General features: G+C 63.3%; 15 protein-coding genes. 2 read left to right on the top strand and 13 right to left on the bottom strand.

Translation table 11 applies throughout. The annotated features are described in order from the left end of the window. Window positions 1-9 precede the first annotated feature (9 nt). Window positions 10-681, bottom strand: coding sequence for a heme exporter protein CcmB (gene ccmB / locus B3P22_RS13735; protein ID WP_013715011.1), 672 nt, complete (start codon window positions 679-681; stop codon window positions 10-12). After that, window positions 678-1322, bottom strand: coding sequence for a cytochrome c biogenesis heme-transporting ATPase CcmA (gene ccmA, locus B3P22_RS13730; RefSeq protein ID WP_275544708.1), 645 nt, complete (start codon window positions 1320-1322; stop codon window positions 678-680). Before ccmA ends, ccmB begins: the two co-directional genes overlap by 4 nt. Before the next feature lie 229 nt (window positions 1323-1551). Between ccmA and B3P22_RS13725 the strand changes: the two genes are divergently transcribed. Both B3P22_RS13725 and B3P22_RS13720 read left to right on the top strand, forming a co-directional pair. After that, on the top strand, window positions 1552-3081 hold the full coding sequence (locus B3P22_RS13725; protein ID WP_275544707.1) for a flagellar hook-length control protein FliK: 1530 nt from the start codon (window positions 1552-1554) through the stop codon (window positions 3079-3081). Beyond that, complete coding sequence (locus B3P22_RS13720; protein WP_275544706.1) at window positions 3078-3419, top strand: EscU/YscU/HrcU family type III secretion system export apparatus switch protein; 342 nt, start codon at window positions 3078-3080, stop codon at window positions 3417-3419. The genes B3P22_RS13725 and B3P22_RS13720 overlap by 4 nt, the downstream gene beginning before the upstream one ends. Window positions 3420-3546: 127 nt before the next feature. Here the strand turns inward: B3P22_RS13720 and B3P22_RS13715 are convergent, their stop codons facing one another. From B3P22_RS13715 to B3P22_RS13665, 11 genes are all read right to left on the bottom strand, one after another. Next, a complete protein-coding gene (locus tag B3P22_RS13715) occupies window positions 3547-3969 on the bottom strand; it encodes a DUF2802 domain-containing protein (protein WP_275544705.1) in 423 nt (140 codons plus the stop codon). A gap of 3 nt (window positions 3970-3972) precedes the next feature. Beyond that, window positions 3973-4452, bottom strand: coding sequence for a chemotaxis protein CheW (locus B3P22_RS13710; protein WP_003243242.1), 480 nt, complete (start codon window positions 4450-4452; stop codon window positions 3973-3975). A gap of 95 nt (window positions 4453-4547) precedes the next feature. Next, window positions 4548-5372, bottom strand: a complete 825-nt coding sequence (locus tag B3P22_RS13705) for a CheW domain-containing protein (protein ID WP_275544704.1) — start codon at window positions 5370-5372, stop codon at window positions 4548-4550. Between the two features lie 86 nt (window positions 5373-5458). Continuing rightward, window positions 5459-6247 (bottom strand): ParA family protein, encoded by a 789-nt coding sequence (locus B3P22_RS13700; RefSeq protein WP_275544703.1) that lies wholly within the window; start codon window positions 6245-6247, stop codon window positions 5459-5461. Between the two features lie 82 nt (window positions 6248-6329). Then, a complete protein-coding gene (gene motD / locus B3P22_RS13695) occupies window positions 6330-7139 on the bottom strand; it encodes a flagellar motor protein MotD (protein ID WP_296271352.1) in 810 nt (269 codons plus the stop codon). Between the two features lie 12 nt (window positions 7140-7151). After that, the gene (locus B3P22_RS13690) at window positions 7152-7892 is read right to left on the bottom strand and encodes a flagellar motor protein (protein WP_161928836.1); all 741 of its coding nucleotides are present in this window, start codon (window positions 7890-7892) and stop codon (window positions 7152-7154) included. A gap of 25 nt (window positions 7893-7917) precedes the next feature. Further along, on the bottom strand, window positions 7918-9045 hold the full coding sequence (locus tag B3P22_RS13685) for a protein-glutamate methylesterase/protein-glutamine glutaminase (protein WP_296271351.1): 1128 nt from the start codon (window positions 9043-9045) through the stop codon (window positions 7918-7920). A gap of 45 nt (window positions 9046-9090) precedes the next feature. After that, window positions 9091-11322 (bottom strand): chemotaxis protein CheA, encoded by a 2232-nt coding sequence (locus B3P22_RS13680; RefSeq protein ID WP_275544700.1) that lies wholly within the window; start codon window positions 11320-11322, stop codon window positions 9091-9093. Window positions 11323-11334: 12 nt separating this feature from the next. Next, window positions 11335-12123, bottom strand: coding sequence for a protein phosphatase CheZ (locus tag B3P22_RS13675; protein WP_296271350.1), 789 nt, complete (start codon window positions 12121-12123; stop codon window positions 11335-11337). 19 nt (window positions 12124-12142) lie between these two features. Next, complete coding sequence (locus B3P22_RS13670) at window positions 12143-12517, bottom strand: chemotaxis response regulator CheY (RefSeq protein ID WP_169968482.1); 375 nt, start codon at window positions 12515-12517, stop codon at window positions 12143-12145. 98 nt (window positions 12518-12615) lie between these two features. Then, window positions 12616-13087: sigma-70 family RNA polymerase sigma factor (locus B3P22_RS13665; RefSeq protein WP_296271349.1), on the bottom strand; the 472-nt coding region annotated here is incomplete at its 5' end.

The raw sequence follows: 13087 nt of genomic DNA, 5'->3' as shown, positions 1-13087 counted from the left end.
GTTCTTTTCTTATTCGCCGACACTGATGGTCAGGCCGGCGGCAATCGCAAACGGTGTCAGGGTCACCGCCAGGGCGGTGAGGCTCGCCAGCCACAACAGGTGGCCGGTCGCCGGCAATCCTTGCAGGGCCGCCTGCAATGCTCCGCTGCCGAGAATCAGCACCGGGATGTACAGCGGCAGAATCAGCAGTGCCAGCAGCAGGCCGCCACGCTTGAGACCAACGGTAAGCGCCGCGCCTACCGCGCCGAGCAGGCTCAACACCGGGGTGCCGAGCAGCAGGGAAATCAACAGGACCGGCAGGCAACGCCCGGGCAGACCGAGCATCAGCGCCAGCACAGGCGCCAGCAAAACCAGCGCCAGACCGCTGAACAGCCAGTGTGCCAGCACCTTGGCCAACACCAGAAGAGGCAGGGGGTGCGACGAAAGGACCCACTGCTCCAGCGAGCCGTCCTCGAAATCACTGCGGAAAAGCCCGTCCAGCGAGAGCAGCACGGCCAAAAGCGCTGCCACCCAGACCAGGCCTGGGGAAAGGGTTTGCAACAATTGCGTCTCCGGCCCTACCGCCAGTGGGAACAGCGCGATGACGATGGCGAAGAACACCAGCGGGTTGGCCAGATCGGACGGACGGCGGGCGAGCAGACGCATTTCGCGCGAAAGCAGCTGTGTGAAGACGTTGCTCATGCGGCGTACTGCCCCAGATCCAGATCGCGATAGGTCGCCGGCTTATGCTGCAGGCTATGGTGGGTGGTCAGCACCACCACGCCGCCGCGCTCGCAGTGGCCGGCCAGGTGCGCTTCGAGTTGCGCCACGCCATTCTTGTCCAGCGCGGTGAAGGGCTCATCGAGCACCCACAACGGCGGCGTGTCCTCCAGATACAGGCGCGCCAGGGCCACACGCCGCTGCTGGCCGGCCGACAGGGTATGACAGGGAACGTCCTCGAAACCACGCAGGCCGACCGCTTCCAGCGCCTGCCAGATCGCCTCGCGGCCGGCCGGGCGATGCAGTGCGCAGAGCCAGGCCAGGTTCTCTTCGGCGCTCAAAAGGCCCTTGATACCGGCTGCATGGCCGATCCACAGAAGATTGCGCGCCAGCTCGCTGCGCTGCTCGGCCAGAGCCTGGCCCCGCAGGAGAATGTCGCCGGAGGTCGGTTGACGCAGCCCGGCGATCAGACGCAACAGGCTGGTCTTGCCGCTGCCATTGGGACCGCTGATCTGCAGCATGTCGCCTGGTTGCAGGGCGAAATGCAGCTGTTCGAAGAGCATGCGCCAGTCCCGCTCACAGCTGAGCGCCACGGCTTCGAGAAGGGGAACAGGACGGGTCATCGATACCTGACAGGGCTAAAGTCGACGGTGCTCCGGCCGCTATACTGACGCGAGCCGGAAGTGCGATGCGCAGTGGGCCGGCATTATACATGGCGCATCACTGTCCCCGCAGTCAGCATTTTCGACAGGGTGTTAATCGCGTAGGGTGTGCCATACGCACCAGCAGTTGAAACCGATACGCATGGCGCCCCCGACAGCACCTGCAAAGGACGGAGCCTCAGCAAAGCCCATGAGCGAAATCAGCAGTCCACGTCCGCTTCCGCCCTCCGCACCGGTGATTCGCAACACTGCGACCGCTGCCGACATGGCCGTGCGCCTTCTGCAGCCGCTGGAAGGCATGCTGGCAGCCGGCGAGAGCGCCAAGGCCGAAGTGGTCGCGGTTCGCGAGCAGGCGCAGAGCTTCCAGCTGCTGCTGAAACTCACCCTCGAGGGCGGCAAACAGGCGACGCTGCAGGCCGAAAGCTCCAGGCCTCTGGCTCAGGGCAGCGCGCTGATGGTCACCGCACTGTCCGACACTCGCCTGGCGTTGGCCCTGCAGGCAGGCGGCGACAAACCGCTGACCAGTCTCGACCTGCAGCAACTGCCGCCCGGCACTCTGGTCCAGGGCAAAGTCGTCAGCCGCGACGTTTTGCCGCCCCAGGGCGCGCAGACGGTCTATCGCCTGGTGGTGAATCTGCTCAACACCCCGCTTGCCGGTAACCAACTGGCACTCGACAGCCCGCTGCCACTGCCGCTCGGCAGCCTGCTCAGTGCCCAGGTCCAGGGCAGCCAGAGCCTCGCCTTCCTGCCGCTCAGCGGTCGTCTCGATCAGTTGGTACTGGGTCAGCAACTGGCTGCACAGCAAAACCGCCAGGCTTCGCTGGAGGGCTTGTTCAAGGGTCTGCAGAACCTGAGCGGCGGCGATGAAGCACTGCGCGGCAGCATCGACAAGCTACTCGGTGCGCTGCCCGACAGCACCCAGCTGAGCACCGCCAAGGGCCTGGCGCAGGCACTGGAAAGCAGCGGCGTGCTGCTCGAAGCCAAGCTGCTGCAGGGCCAGACCGGCGCCTTGCAACAGGACCTGAAAGCCAACCTGCTGCGCCTGATTGCCCAACTCATGCCGCAACTGCCTGGTGGTGCCAGTACCCTCGCCGGCCTGCAGAATGCGCTCAACCAGAACCTGCCCAACCTCGCCCGGCAACTGCTCGGCGTGAATGCGGCCGGCTCGTCGCGACAGCAGGCACTGACCTTTCCCCTGCCCTCGCGCCTGCTGCAGAACATGGATGGCGAGGCCGACCTGGAAACCCTGCTGAAACTCGCCGCGGCGGCCGTTTCACGACTGCAGACCCACCAGCTGTCGAGCCTGGCGCAAACCCAGGTCGATGCCAACGGCAATCTACTGACCACCTGGCAGCTGGAGCTGCCCATGCGCCACCAGCAGGAAGTGATTCCCCTGCAAGTCAAATTGCAACGCGAGGACAGCGGCAAGCCAGAGAAAACAGAGCAGAAGGAAACGCTCTGGCGCGTGGAGCTGGCCTTCGAACTCGATCATCTCGGCCCGTTGCAGGTGCGCGCGCAACTGCTGCGTGGCAGCCTGTCCAGCCAGTTGTGGGCCGAGCGTGCCGAGACCACCCACCTGATCAATGCCGAACTTGACCACCTGCGTGAACGCCTGCAGGCCGCGGGGCTGGAAGTCGGAGAGCTGGCCTGCAGCCAGGGCATGCCACCGCAGGGACCGAAGACCTCGCTGGAACAACGCTGGGTGGATGAAACCGCATGAGCCGCAAGCAGCAACCCGAAGCCCGACAGGCCATTGCCCTCAATTACGATGGGCAGAATGCGCCAGTGCTCAGTGCCAAGGGTGATGACGAACTGGCCGAAGCCATCCTCGCCATCGCCCGCGAGTACGAAGTGCCGATCTACGAGAATGCCGAACTGGTGCGTTTGTTGGCACGCCTGGAGTTGGGCGACGCGATTCCCGAAGCGCTGTATCGATGCATCGCCGAGATCATTGCCTTCGCCTGGTACCTGCAGGGCAAGACCCCGCCTGGTTTCAAAGCGGATGCGGAACGCGACATCACCCCGCCGCTTCGCCAGCTCAAGGGACCAACGAACTGAGCAGCAACCTCAGCTACTCAACGTCAGCACAGCTATCGACCTCGCAGGAAGATGCTGGGAGATTGTGAGGTGATCGCGCAAGCGGCGGGATTTGTCGGCTATGCGCTAAGCGAACGGGCTGACGGAGCTATTGCGACTGGCCCGCCTTTGGTTTGTGCAGACGACTGATCAGCTCCGCCTCGGCCTTGCTCAGGCCGCAGGACTGGGTCAGGTCCTCGACGCTGGCGCCCATGCCCACCAGGCGCGCCGCCTGAGTGAAGGACAGGCTGCTGGGGTCGCGCTGCTCGATCTGGCTGACCTTATCCGGCAGCGGTGCCACCACGCGGCGCAGCTCGTGTAGCTCCTCGCCCATGCGAATGCTGCCGGTCAGGTAGGTATCGAGGCGCTTGCTCAGCTCCTTGATCCGCGCATCGCGCGCGGCGTCACGCTTGGCCTGCTCGGCCAGCAGGCGCTGCTGGTTGCGATACAGGCCATTGCAGGCGATGCCCAGTGCCACGCATAGCAAGGCCACGAAGGCCAGGGCCGCAGCGAGCATGGCAAACTCGGACATGGCTCAGATGCTCTCCAGCTCCGACCACTCTTCTTCGGACATCATCTTGTCCAGCTCGACCAGGATCAGCAGCTCGCCGTTCTTGTTGCACACGCCCTGGATGAACTTGGCCGACTCGTCGTTACCCACGTTCGGTGCGGTCTCGATCTCGGACTGGCGCAGGTAGACCACTTCGGCCACGCTGTCGACCAGAATGCCGACCACTTGCTTGTCCGCTTCGATGATGACGATACGGGTGTTGTCGGTCACCGGCGCCGACCCCAGGCCGAAACGCTGGCGGGTATCGATCACGGTCACAACATTGCCGCGCAGGTTGATGATGCCCAGCACGTAGCTCGGTGCCCCCGGCACCGGGGCGATCTCGGTGTAGCGCAGAACTTCCTGCACCTGCATCACGTTGATGCCATAGGTCTCGTTGTCCAGGCGAAAGGTCACCCACTGCAGAATCGGATCTTCGGCACCTTGTGCAGAACTTTTCTTCATGTCCCTAGCCTCGTCAAAAACCGCTCAGTGCGGCATGTGCGGGTCGACCCGCTTGTCATCAACTATAGAGCCCGTTGGCACGGGCCCACCAATTCTCAATGCACTTTTCCGCCATTCAGGCGTTTCGCCGCACCGCTGGCGATCAGCTCGGCCAGCGCTGCCACGTCGAGCAGCGCGCACATGTGCTCGATCACCGTACCGGCCAACCAGGGCCGCTGGGTACGCTGACTGCGCCACTTGACCTCGCTGGGGTCCAGGCGAATCGAGCGGCTGACCTGATGCACCGCCAGCCCCCACTCGTAGCCCTGCACGGAAATCACATACTGCAGGCCTTCGCGGAAGTCCTCACGATACCGATCCGGCATCACCCAACGCGCCGTGTCCAGCACCTTCAGGTTACCGGCCTGGCTCGGCAGGATGCCCAGGAACCAATCCGGCTGACCGAACAGCGGCGTCAGCTCCTGGCCCTCGAGCGGATAGATCGAGCCCAGGCAAATCAGCGGCACGGCCAGGGTCAACCCGGCAACGTCGAACAACAGACACTCGAAGGGTTCCTCGGCCCAGGCCGGACGACCATCGGCCAGCAACGCGGCCGGTTGCGGCGCCAGCTCGGCAAGGATGGCAACTTCCGGCGGTGCCTCTTCGATCACCGGCGCCTGCACAGGCGCCAGCAACTCCACCGGCGCGACGGCCACCTTAACCTGCGGCTCGACCACCGCAGCGAGCGCAACCGGCGCAACGACTGGTGCAACCGGCTCGACCAGCCGGGCATCGCGTACCTGCTCCTCGAGCACCGCAGCCTCGAACTCGTCAAGGCTGACGGACATCTCCAGCTCGGCAGCAGCGTCCTGCAGCAACCCATCAAGATAGGACTGCAGGGCCAGCTGGGAACGTGTGGCGGTGGCGAGGTTACGACTCATGACAGGAACCCGGGATAAGATCTTGACAGCCTATCGGCCGCAGCCTGCTGCGACTTGAGTGACGCAGTTCAACACAGACGCTCATTTCAAGCCACCTGCGCCGCCGGCTGGTGACTGAGCAGGTGCTTGAGCAGCGCCCGGTAGGCGATCACGCCACGGCTGTTGGCATCGAACTGCGACGGTGTACGCCCCGCCCGGCTGGCATCGCGCAAGCGCGTATCGACCGGAATGTAGGCCTGCCACAGGTGTTCGGGATAGGTGTTGCGCAGCACACGTAGCGTGCTCATCGACGCCTGGGTCCGACGATCGAACAGCGTCGGCACGATGGTGTAAGGCAGCGCCTGCTTGCGCGAGCGGTTGATCATGGCCAGCGTGGTGATCATGCGCTCCAGGCCTTTGACCGCGAGGAACTCGGTCTGCACCGGGATCGCCAACTGCTGGCTGGCCGCCAGGGCATTGACCATCAGGACGCCGAGCAATGGCGGGCTGTCGATGATGGCGTGATCGAAATCCTCCCATAGCTGCGCCAGGCTCTTGGCGATCACCAGCCCCAGGCCGTTCTGTCCCGGCGACTGGCGCTCGAGCGTAGCCAGCGCGGTGCTCGACGGCAGCAGCGAGATATTCTCGTGGCTGGTGCCGTGCAACAGCTGCTTGGGCAGGCCTTGTGGCACATTGCCCTGGTGCAGGAACAGATCGAAGCAACTGTGCTCCAGCGTATCGGGATCATGGCCGAAATAACTGGTCATCGACCCATGCGGGTCGAGATCGACGACGATCACGCGCTTGCCGGCGTCGGCCAACAGGCCCGCCAGCGCGATGGAAGTGGTGGTCTTGCCGACCCCGCCCTTCTGATTGGCTACTGCCCAGACTTTCATCTTCTCTCATCCTCCCGGCAAGAGGCGCTCAGGCCGAGAATGGCTGTCGCACGCACGCAGCAGGCGACTGGGATTTGACGGCTCACGACTGTGGAACCCCCGACGCAGACGCCGGTGCAGGTTGCGTGCCAGCATCGGACTGCTGGGTTGCGGCGCTGCCAGCACCACGTCGCGTGTCGAGGTTACGGGAAATCACCAGCACGACCCGACGGTTTCGCCCCCTGCCCTCTGCGGTGGCATTGTCGGCCACCGGCTGAAATTCGCCATAACCCACTGCGGCCAGACGCGAAGGATCGACGCCATCCATGGCCAGCATACGCACGATGCTCGACGCACGCGCCGAAGACAGCTCCCAGTTGGTTGGATACTGGGGCGTCTGGATCGGCAGGTTATCGGTGAAACCTTCGACCTTGACCGGGTTCTGGTACGGCGCCAGGATTTTGGCGACCTTCTCGATTATGTCGAATGCCTGGTTGTTCGGAATCGCGTCGCCGCTGGGAAACAGCAGGCTGGAGCTGAGCTCGATCTCGATCCACATCTCGTTGCCGCGTACGGTCAGCTGATCGCTCTGGATCAGATCACCAAAGGCCTCACGCACGCTGGAGGCGATGCTCTGCAAGTTCGAGTCCGAACTCGGGTCGTCCACCGCGGTGTTGTCCGGCTCGCTGGTACGCGGCCGTTCCTCACCGACCGGAATCGGCTTGATCGAGCGATCCGGCTGGTTGAATACGCCAGTCAGCGACTCCGAGAGGATCTTGTACTTGCCTTCGTTGATCGAAGAGATCGAATACATCACCACGAAGAAGGCGAAGAGCAAGGTGATGAAGTCGGCGTAGGACACCAGCCAGCGCTCGTGATTCTCGTGTTCTTCATGTTGCCGCCTGCGCGCCATGCCATGCCTCCATCAGTCCATGAAGCCTTGCAGCTTCAGTTCGATGGAGCGCGGGTTCTCACCCTCGGCGATGGACAGGATGCCTTCGAGGAGCATCTCGCGGTAACGCGACTGGCGCAGCGCGATGGACTTGAGCTTGTTACCAGCCGGCAACAGCAACAGGTTGGCGAAGCCGACGCCGTAGATGGTAGCGACGAACGCCACGGCAATACCGCTGCCGAGCATGCTCGGATCGGCCAGGTTGCCCATCACGTGAATCAGGCCCATCACGGCACCGATGATGCCGATGGTCGGCGCGTAGCCGCCCATGCTCTCGAATACCTTGGCGGCCTGTATATCGCGCGCTTCCTGGGTGTAAAGATCGACCTCCAGAATGCTGCGAATGGACTCGGGCTCGGCGCCATCGACCAGCAACTGCAAGCCTTTGCGCGCATAGGGATCCGGCTCGGCATCGGCCACGGATTCCAGGCCCAGCAGGCCCTCCTTGCGCGCCACCATGCTCCAGCCAACCACGCGGTTGATGCCACCGATCAGGTCGATACGCGGCGGAAAGAAAATCCAGCGCAGGATACCCATGGCACGCTTGAACACCTGCACGGGCGCTTGCAGGAAAGCCGCACCCAGCGTACCGCCAATGACGATTAGCGCGGCCGGGCCGTTGAGCAGAGCACCAGCGTGTCCGCCCTCGAGATAATTGCCGCCCAGAATGGCAACGAACGCCAGGATGACGCCGATCAGGCTCAGTACATCCATACGCATGTTCCCGGCTTAAGCATCGTCACTGGCAGGCCTCGGTCAGATGCCGGCCGATATCGTCCAGACCGTAGACCGCATCGGCCAGATTGGCCTTGACCACCGCCATGGGCATGCCATAGATCACGCAGCTGGCTTCGTCCTGCGCCCACACCTGGCTGCCGCCCTGCTTGAGCAAGCGCGCGCCTTCGCGGCCATCGGCGCCCATGCCGGTCAGCACCACGGCCAGTACCTTGTCGCCATAGGACTTGGCTGCAGAACCGAAGGTGATATCGACACAGGGCTTGTAGTTGAGGCGCTCGTCGCCCGGCAGGATTTTCACCGCGCCGCGCGCATCGACCATCATCTGCTTACCGCCTGGCGCCAGCAGCGCCAGGCCGGGACGCAGGATATCGCCGTCCTCGGCTTCCTTGACCTGGATGCGGCACAGCTTGTCCAGACGCTCGGCGAAGGCCTTGGTGAAGGCGGCCGGCATGTGCTGGATCAGCACCAACGGCGCCGGGAAATTGGCCGGCAACTGGGTCAGTACGCGCTGCAGCGCCACCGGGCCACCTGTGGAGGTGCCGATGGCCACCAGCTTGTAAGCCTTGCGCTTCGGCGCAGACGAAACCGCTGCACCACCAGTACGTGCAGGAGCTGCGGGAGCGGGAGCCGGTGCCGCAGGTCGCGTCGAAACGGCCGGACGGCTAATCGGCGCCACACTCGGACTGGCCGCAGTCGGCGCCGGAGCCACCGCAGCCGAGCTGAAACGACGGTTGCTGCGCGCGATGCTGTGCACCTTCTCGCAGAGCATCTGCTTGACCTTCTCGGGGTTACGCGAAATGTCTTCGAAGTTCTTCGGCAGGAAATCCACTGCGCCGGCGTCCAGCGCATCGAGGGTCACCCGCGCGCCTTCATGAGTCAGCGAGGAGAACATCAGTACCGGCGTCGGACAGCGCTGCATGATGTTTCGCACCGCGGTGATGCCGTCCATCATCGGCATCTCGTAATCCATGGTGATCACGTCCGGCTTGAGCGCCAACGCCTGATCGATGGCTTCACGCCCGTTGGTGGCCGTGCCCACGACCTGAATGCTGGGGTCAGCAGACAGGATTTCCGAGACGCGCCGGCGGAAGAAACCGGAGTCGTCCACCACCAGAACCTTAACAGCCATACACACTCCTAGACGGCGCGAAGCAATGGCCCGCGCCGCGAAACATCAGAAACGTCGAGCGTAGCGCTTGAGCATGCTCGGTACGTCGAGAATCAATGCGATGCGTCCGTCGCCGGTGATCGTGGCGCCAGACATCCCGGGCGTGCCTTGCAGCATCTTGCCCAGTGGCTTGATTACCACTTCTTCCTGGCCGACCAATTGATCGACGACAAAGCCGATGCGTTGACTGCCAACCGTGAGGATCACCACGTGGCCTTCGCGCTGACCTTCATGGAAGGCCTGCGGCACCAGCCAGCGCTTGAGATAGAACAGCGGCAGCGCCTTGTCGCGCACGATCACCACTTCCTGGCCGTCGACCACGTTGGTGCGCGACAGATCGAGGTGGAAGATCTCGTTGACGTTGACCAGCGGGAAAGCGAATGCCTGGTTCTCCAGCATCACCATCAGCGTCGGCATGATCGCCAGGGTCAGCGGCACCTTGATGATGATCTTCGAGCCCTGGCCCTTCTGCGAGAACACGTTGACCGTGCCGTTGAGCTGGGAAATCTTGGTCTTGACCACATCCATGCCGACACCACGGCCGGACACGTCGGAAATCTCGGTCTTGGTCGAGAAACCCGGGGCGAAGATCAGGTTGTAGCACTCGAACTCGTTGAGGCGATCGGCCGCGTCCTTGTCCAGCAGGCCCTTCTCCACGGCCTTGGCGCGCAGCACGTCGGCGTCCATGCCCTTGCCGTCATCGGTGATCGACAAGAGGATGTGGTCGCCTTCCTGCTCGGCGGACAGCACCACGCGACCAGCGCGCGCCTTGCCGGCCTTCTCGCGCTCTTCCGGGGTTTCCACGCCATGGTCGACGGCGTTGCGCACCAAGTGCACCAGCGGGTCGGCCAGCGCCTCGACCAGGTTCTTGTCGAGGTCGGTTTCCTCGCCCACCAGTTCGAGGTTGATTTCCTTCTTCAGGTTGCGCGCCAGGTCGCGTACCAGGCGCGGGAAGCGGCCGAAGACCTTCTTGATCGGCTGCATGCGTGTCTTCATCACCGAGGTCTGCAGGTCAGCCGTTACCACGTCGAGGTTCGACACGGCCTTGGACATGGCCTCGTCGCCGCTGTTGAGCCCCAGGCGAACCAGGCGGTTACGCACCAGAACCAGCTCGCCGACCATGTTCATGATCTCGTCGAGGCGCGCGGTATCGACACGCACGGTGGTTTCCGCTTCGCTCGCCGCCGTTGCCTTTTCGGCCGCAGCTGCAGGCGCGGCGCTGGCACGGGCAGCAGCGGGCTCAGCCTTGGCAGGTGCAGGGCTGGCGGGTGCGGCGGCCTTGGGCGCCGCAGCCGGTTTGGCCGCAGGTACCGGGGCCGGCGCCGGCTCGCTGGGCGCTACGAACTTGCCCTTGCCGTGCAGTTGATCGAGCAACGACTCGAACTCGTCGTCGGTGATCTCATCACTGGCCGCAACAGGTGCAGCGGCAACGGCCGCAGCAACCGGCGCCGCGGCTTCGGCTGCGTCAGAGAACTGACCCTTGCCATGCAACTGATCGAGCAGCGCTTCGAATTCGTCGTCGGTTATGTCGTCGCCTGCCGGGGCAGCAGCCGGCGCAGAGGCAACGACAGCGATCGCAGCAGGCGTCTCGACCATGCCGGAGAACTGCCCTTTGCCGTGCAACTGGTCGAGCAGCGATTCGAACTCGTCATCGGTGATCTCATCACCGGCGGCATTCTCCGCACTTGGAGCGGCAGCCGGCGCCTCACCCAGCGCGTCGAGCAGTTGCTCGAATTCGCTGTCAGTGATATCGCCCGAGGCAACGGACGCAGCAACCGCCTGGGGCTCCGGTTCGGGCTCGGGTTGCGGCTGCGCCTGCTGCACCGGTTCAGGGGCCGCTTCGCCGCCACCCGGTTCGGCCAGGCGCGACAGGGCCGCCAGCAGCTCCGGCGACGCGGGCGTCGGCTCACGCCGCTCACGCACTTCGCCGAACATGCCATTGACTGCATCAAGAGCCTCGAGCACTACATCCATCAGCTCCGAATCGACGCGACGCTCACCCTTGCGCAGGATGTCGAAGACGTTTTCGGCGATATGGCAGCACTCCACCAGCTCGTTGAGCTGGAGGAAGCCCGCTCCGCCCTTGACGGTATGGAAACCGCGAAAGATGGCATTGAGCAGGTTCATGTCGTCCGGTCGGCTTTCCAGCTCGACTAACTGTTCGGACAACTGTTCGAGAATCTCGCCGGCCTCTACCAGGAAATCCTGGAGGATCTCTTCATCGGCGCCGAAGCTCATATTGTGTGCTCCTTAGAACCCTAGACTGGACAGCAGGTCGTCGACATCGTCCTGGCTGGAGGCAACGTCATCACGCTTATCGGCATGAATCTGCGGACCTTCACCCCGCGATGGTTCTTTTAATTGATCCTGTTCGGCGCGCAGCACTTCGTGGTCGTGCTGAATACCGGCGAAACGGTCGACCTGGCTGGCCATGAGCACCAGCTTGAGCAGGTTGCTTTCCACTTCTGTCACCAACTGGGTGACACGCTTGATCACCTGACCGGTAAGGTCCTGGTAGTCCTGCGCCAGCAGAATGTCGTTGAGGTGGCCGGAGAGCTTGGCGCCGTCTCGCTCGCTACGGGCGAGGAACAGCTCGACACGCTTGGCCAGCTCGCGAAAACCATCGGCACCGATTTCGCGGCGCATGAAGCGGCCCCACTCGACACTCAGGCTGTGCGCCTCGTCGCTCAGGTCGTTGACCAGCGGTGCGCTCTGCTCGACCAGATCCATGGTCCGGTTGGCGGCCTTCTCGGTCATGGTCACGACGTAGTTCAGACGCTCGGTAGCGTCGGCGATCTGCGACAACTCCTGAGCATGAGGCATGCGCGGGTCGAGCTGAAAGTTGACGATAGCGTTGTGCAGCTCACGAGTCAGTTTGCCGACTTCGTGATACAGCCCGCGGTCGCGGACCTTGTTGAGTTCGTTGATCAGTTGCACCGCGGCGCCGAAGTTGCCTTGTTCGAGGCTGTCGACCAGATCGCGGGCATTGTTTTTCAGGGTCGACTCAAGGTCACCCAGCGTGGAGTCATCGTGTTCCATAGCACCCTCGCGGCCGGCATCAGCCGTTGACCCGCTCGAAGATCTTTTCGATCTTTTCCTTCAGCACCTGGGCGGTGAAGGGTTTGACCACGTAGCCATTCACGCCGGCCTGGGCCGCCTCGATGATCTGATCGCGCTTGGCTTCAGCGGTCACCATCAGCACTGGCAGGTGCTTGAGACGCTCGTCGGCACGCACGGCACGCAGCAGGTCGATGCCGGTCATGCCGGGCATGTTCCAGTCGGTCACCAGAAAGTCGAAGCTGCCGCTTTGCAGCATCGGCAGCGCCGAGGTGCCGTCATCGGCTTCCGCGGTGTTGGTGAAACCCAAGTCCCGCAAGAGGTTCTTGATGATCCGTCGCATCGTCGAAAAATCGTCAACGATGAGGATTTTCATGTTCTTGTCCAAGTCGACCTCCGTCAGTCCCAAACGTATTGCGCTTGCAACTACGTCCTTTAATCGTGAAACCGTTTCTGCCTGCGAGTACGCTGCGTTCAGCCAGCGCGCCATTCACTCAGCCGCGAGCGCAGACGCGCCGCACACTGGCTGTGCAGCTGACTCACGCGCGACTCGCTAACCCCCAGCACTTCACCGATTTCCTTCAAGTTCAATTCTTCATCGTAATACAGCGCCAGCACCAGACGTTCGCGCTCCGGCAGGCCGGCGATGGCATTGGCCAAGGCCGCCTGGAAGCGTTCGTCTTCGAGGTCCCGCGAAGGTTCGAGGTGGGTGTGCTCGGCGTCTTCGTGCAACCCGCCATGCTCGCCGTCCTGCAATAGGTCGTCGAAGCTGAACAGGCGGCTGCCCAAAGTGTCGCCAAGAATGCCGTAGTAATCTTCCAGACTCAATTGGAGTTCGGCCGCAACCTCCTGATCTTTAGCGTCGCGCCCGGTTCTGGCCTCAACGGCGCGAATGGCATCGCTGACCATGCGGCTGTTGCGGTGCACCGAACGCGGCGCCCAATCG

The organism is Pseudomonas sp. UBA6323 (assembly GCF_002439135.1).
Classification (GTDB): domain Bacteria; phylum Pseudomonadota; class Gammaproteobacteria; order Pseudomonadales; family Pseudomonadaceae; genus Aquipseudomonas.
This window is presented reverse-complemented; position numbering and strand designations above follow the sequence as displayed.

Bases quoted from the DNA above. Each gene is read 5' to 3' on its own strand.
- ccmB (WP_013715011.1), bottom strand. From the start codon at position 681: ATGAGCAACGTCTTCACACAGCTGCTTTCGCGCGAAATGCGTCTGCTC.
- ccmA (WP_275544708.1), bottom strand. From the start codon at position 1,322: ATGACCCGTCCTGTTCCCCTTCTCGAAGCCGTGGCGCTCAGCTGTGAG.
- B3P22_RS13725 (WP_275544707.1), top strand. From the start codon at position 1,552: ATGAGCGAAATCAGCAGTCCACGTCCGCTTCCGCCCTCCGCACCGGTG.
- B3P22_RS13720 (WP_275544706.1), top strand. From the start codon at position 3,078: ATGAGCCGCAAGCAGCAACCCGAAGCCCGACAGGCCATTGCCCTCAAT.
- B3P22_RS13715 (WP_275544705.1), bottom strand. From the start codon at position 3,969: ATGTCCGAGTTTGCCATGCTCGCTGCGGCCCTGGCCTTCGTGGCCTTG.
- B3P22_RS13710 (WP_003243242.1), bottom strand. From the start codon at position 4,452: ATGAAGAAAAGTTCTGCACAAGGTGCCGAAGATCCGATTCTGCAGTGG.
- B3P22_RS13705 (WP_275544704.1), bottom strand. From the start codon at position 5,372: ATGAGTCGTAACCTCGCCACCGCCACACGTTCCCAGCTGGCCCTGCAG.
- B3P22_RS13700 (WP_275544703.1), bottom strand. From the start codon at position 6,247: ATGAAAGTCTGGGCAGTAGCCAATCAGAAGGGCGGGGTCGGCAAGACC.
- motD (WP_296271352.1), bottom strand. From the start codon at position 7,139: ATGGCGCGCAGGCGGCAACATGAAGAACACGAGAATCACGAGCGCTGG.
- B3P22_RS13690 (WP_161928836.1), bottom strand. From the start codon at position 7,892: ATGGATGTACTGAGCCTGATCGGCGTCATCCTGGCGTTCGTTGCCATT.
- B3P22_RS13685 (WP_296271351.1), bottom strand. From the start codon at position 9,045: ATGGCTGTTAAGGTTCTGGTGGTGGACGACTCCGGTTTCTTCCGCCGG.
- B3P22_RS13680 (WP_275544700.1), bottom strand. From the start codon at position 11,322: ATGAGCTTCGGCGCCGATGAAGAGATCCTCCAGGATTTCCTGGTAGAG.
- B3P22_RS13675 (WP_296271350.1), bottom strand. From the start codon at position 12,123: ATGGAACACGATGACTCCACGCTGGGTGACCTTGAGTCGACCCTGAAA.
- B3P22_RS13670 (WP_169968482.1), bottom strand. From the start codon at position 12,517: ATGAAAATCCTCATCGTTGACGATTTTTCGACGATGCGACGGATCATC.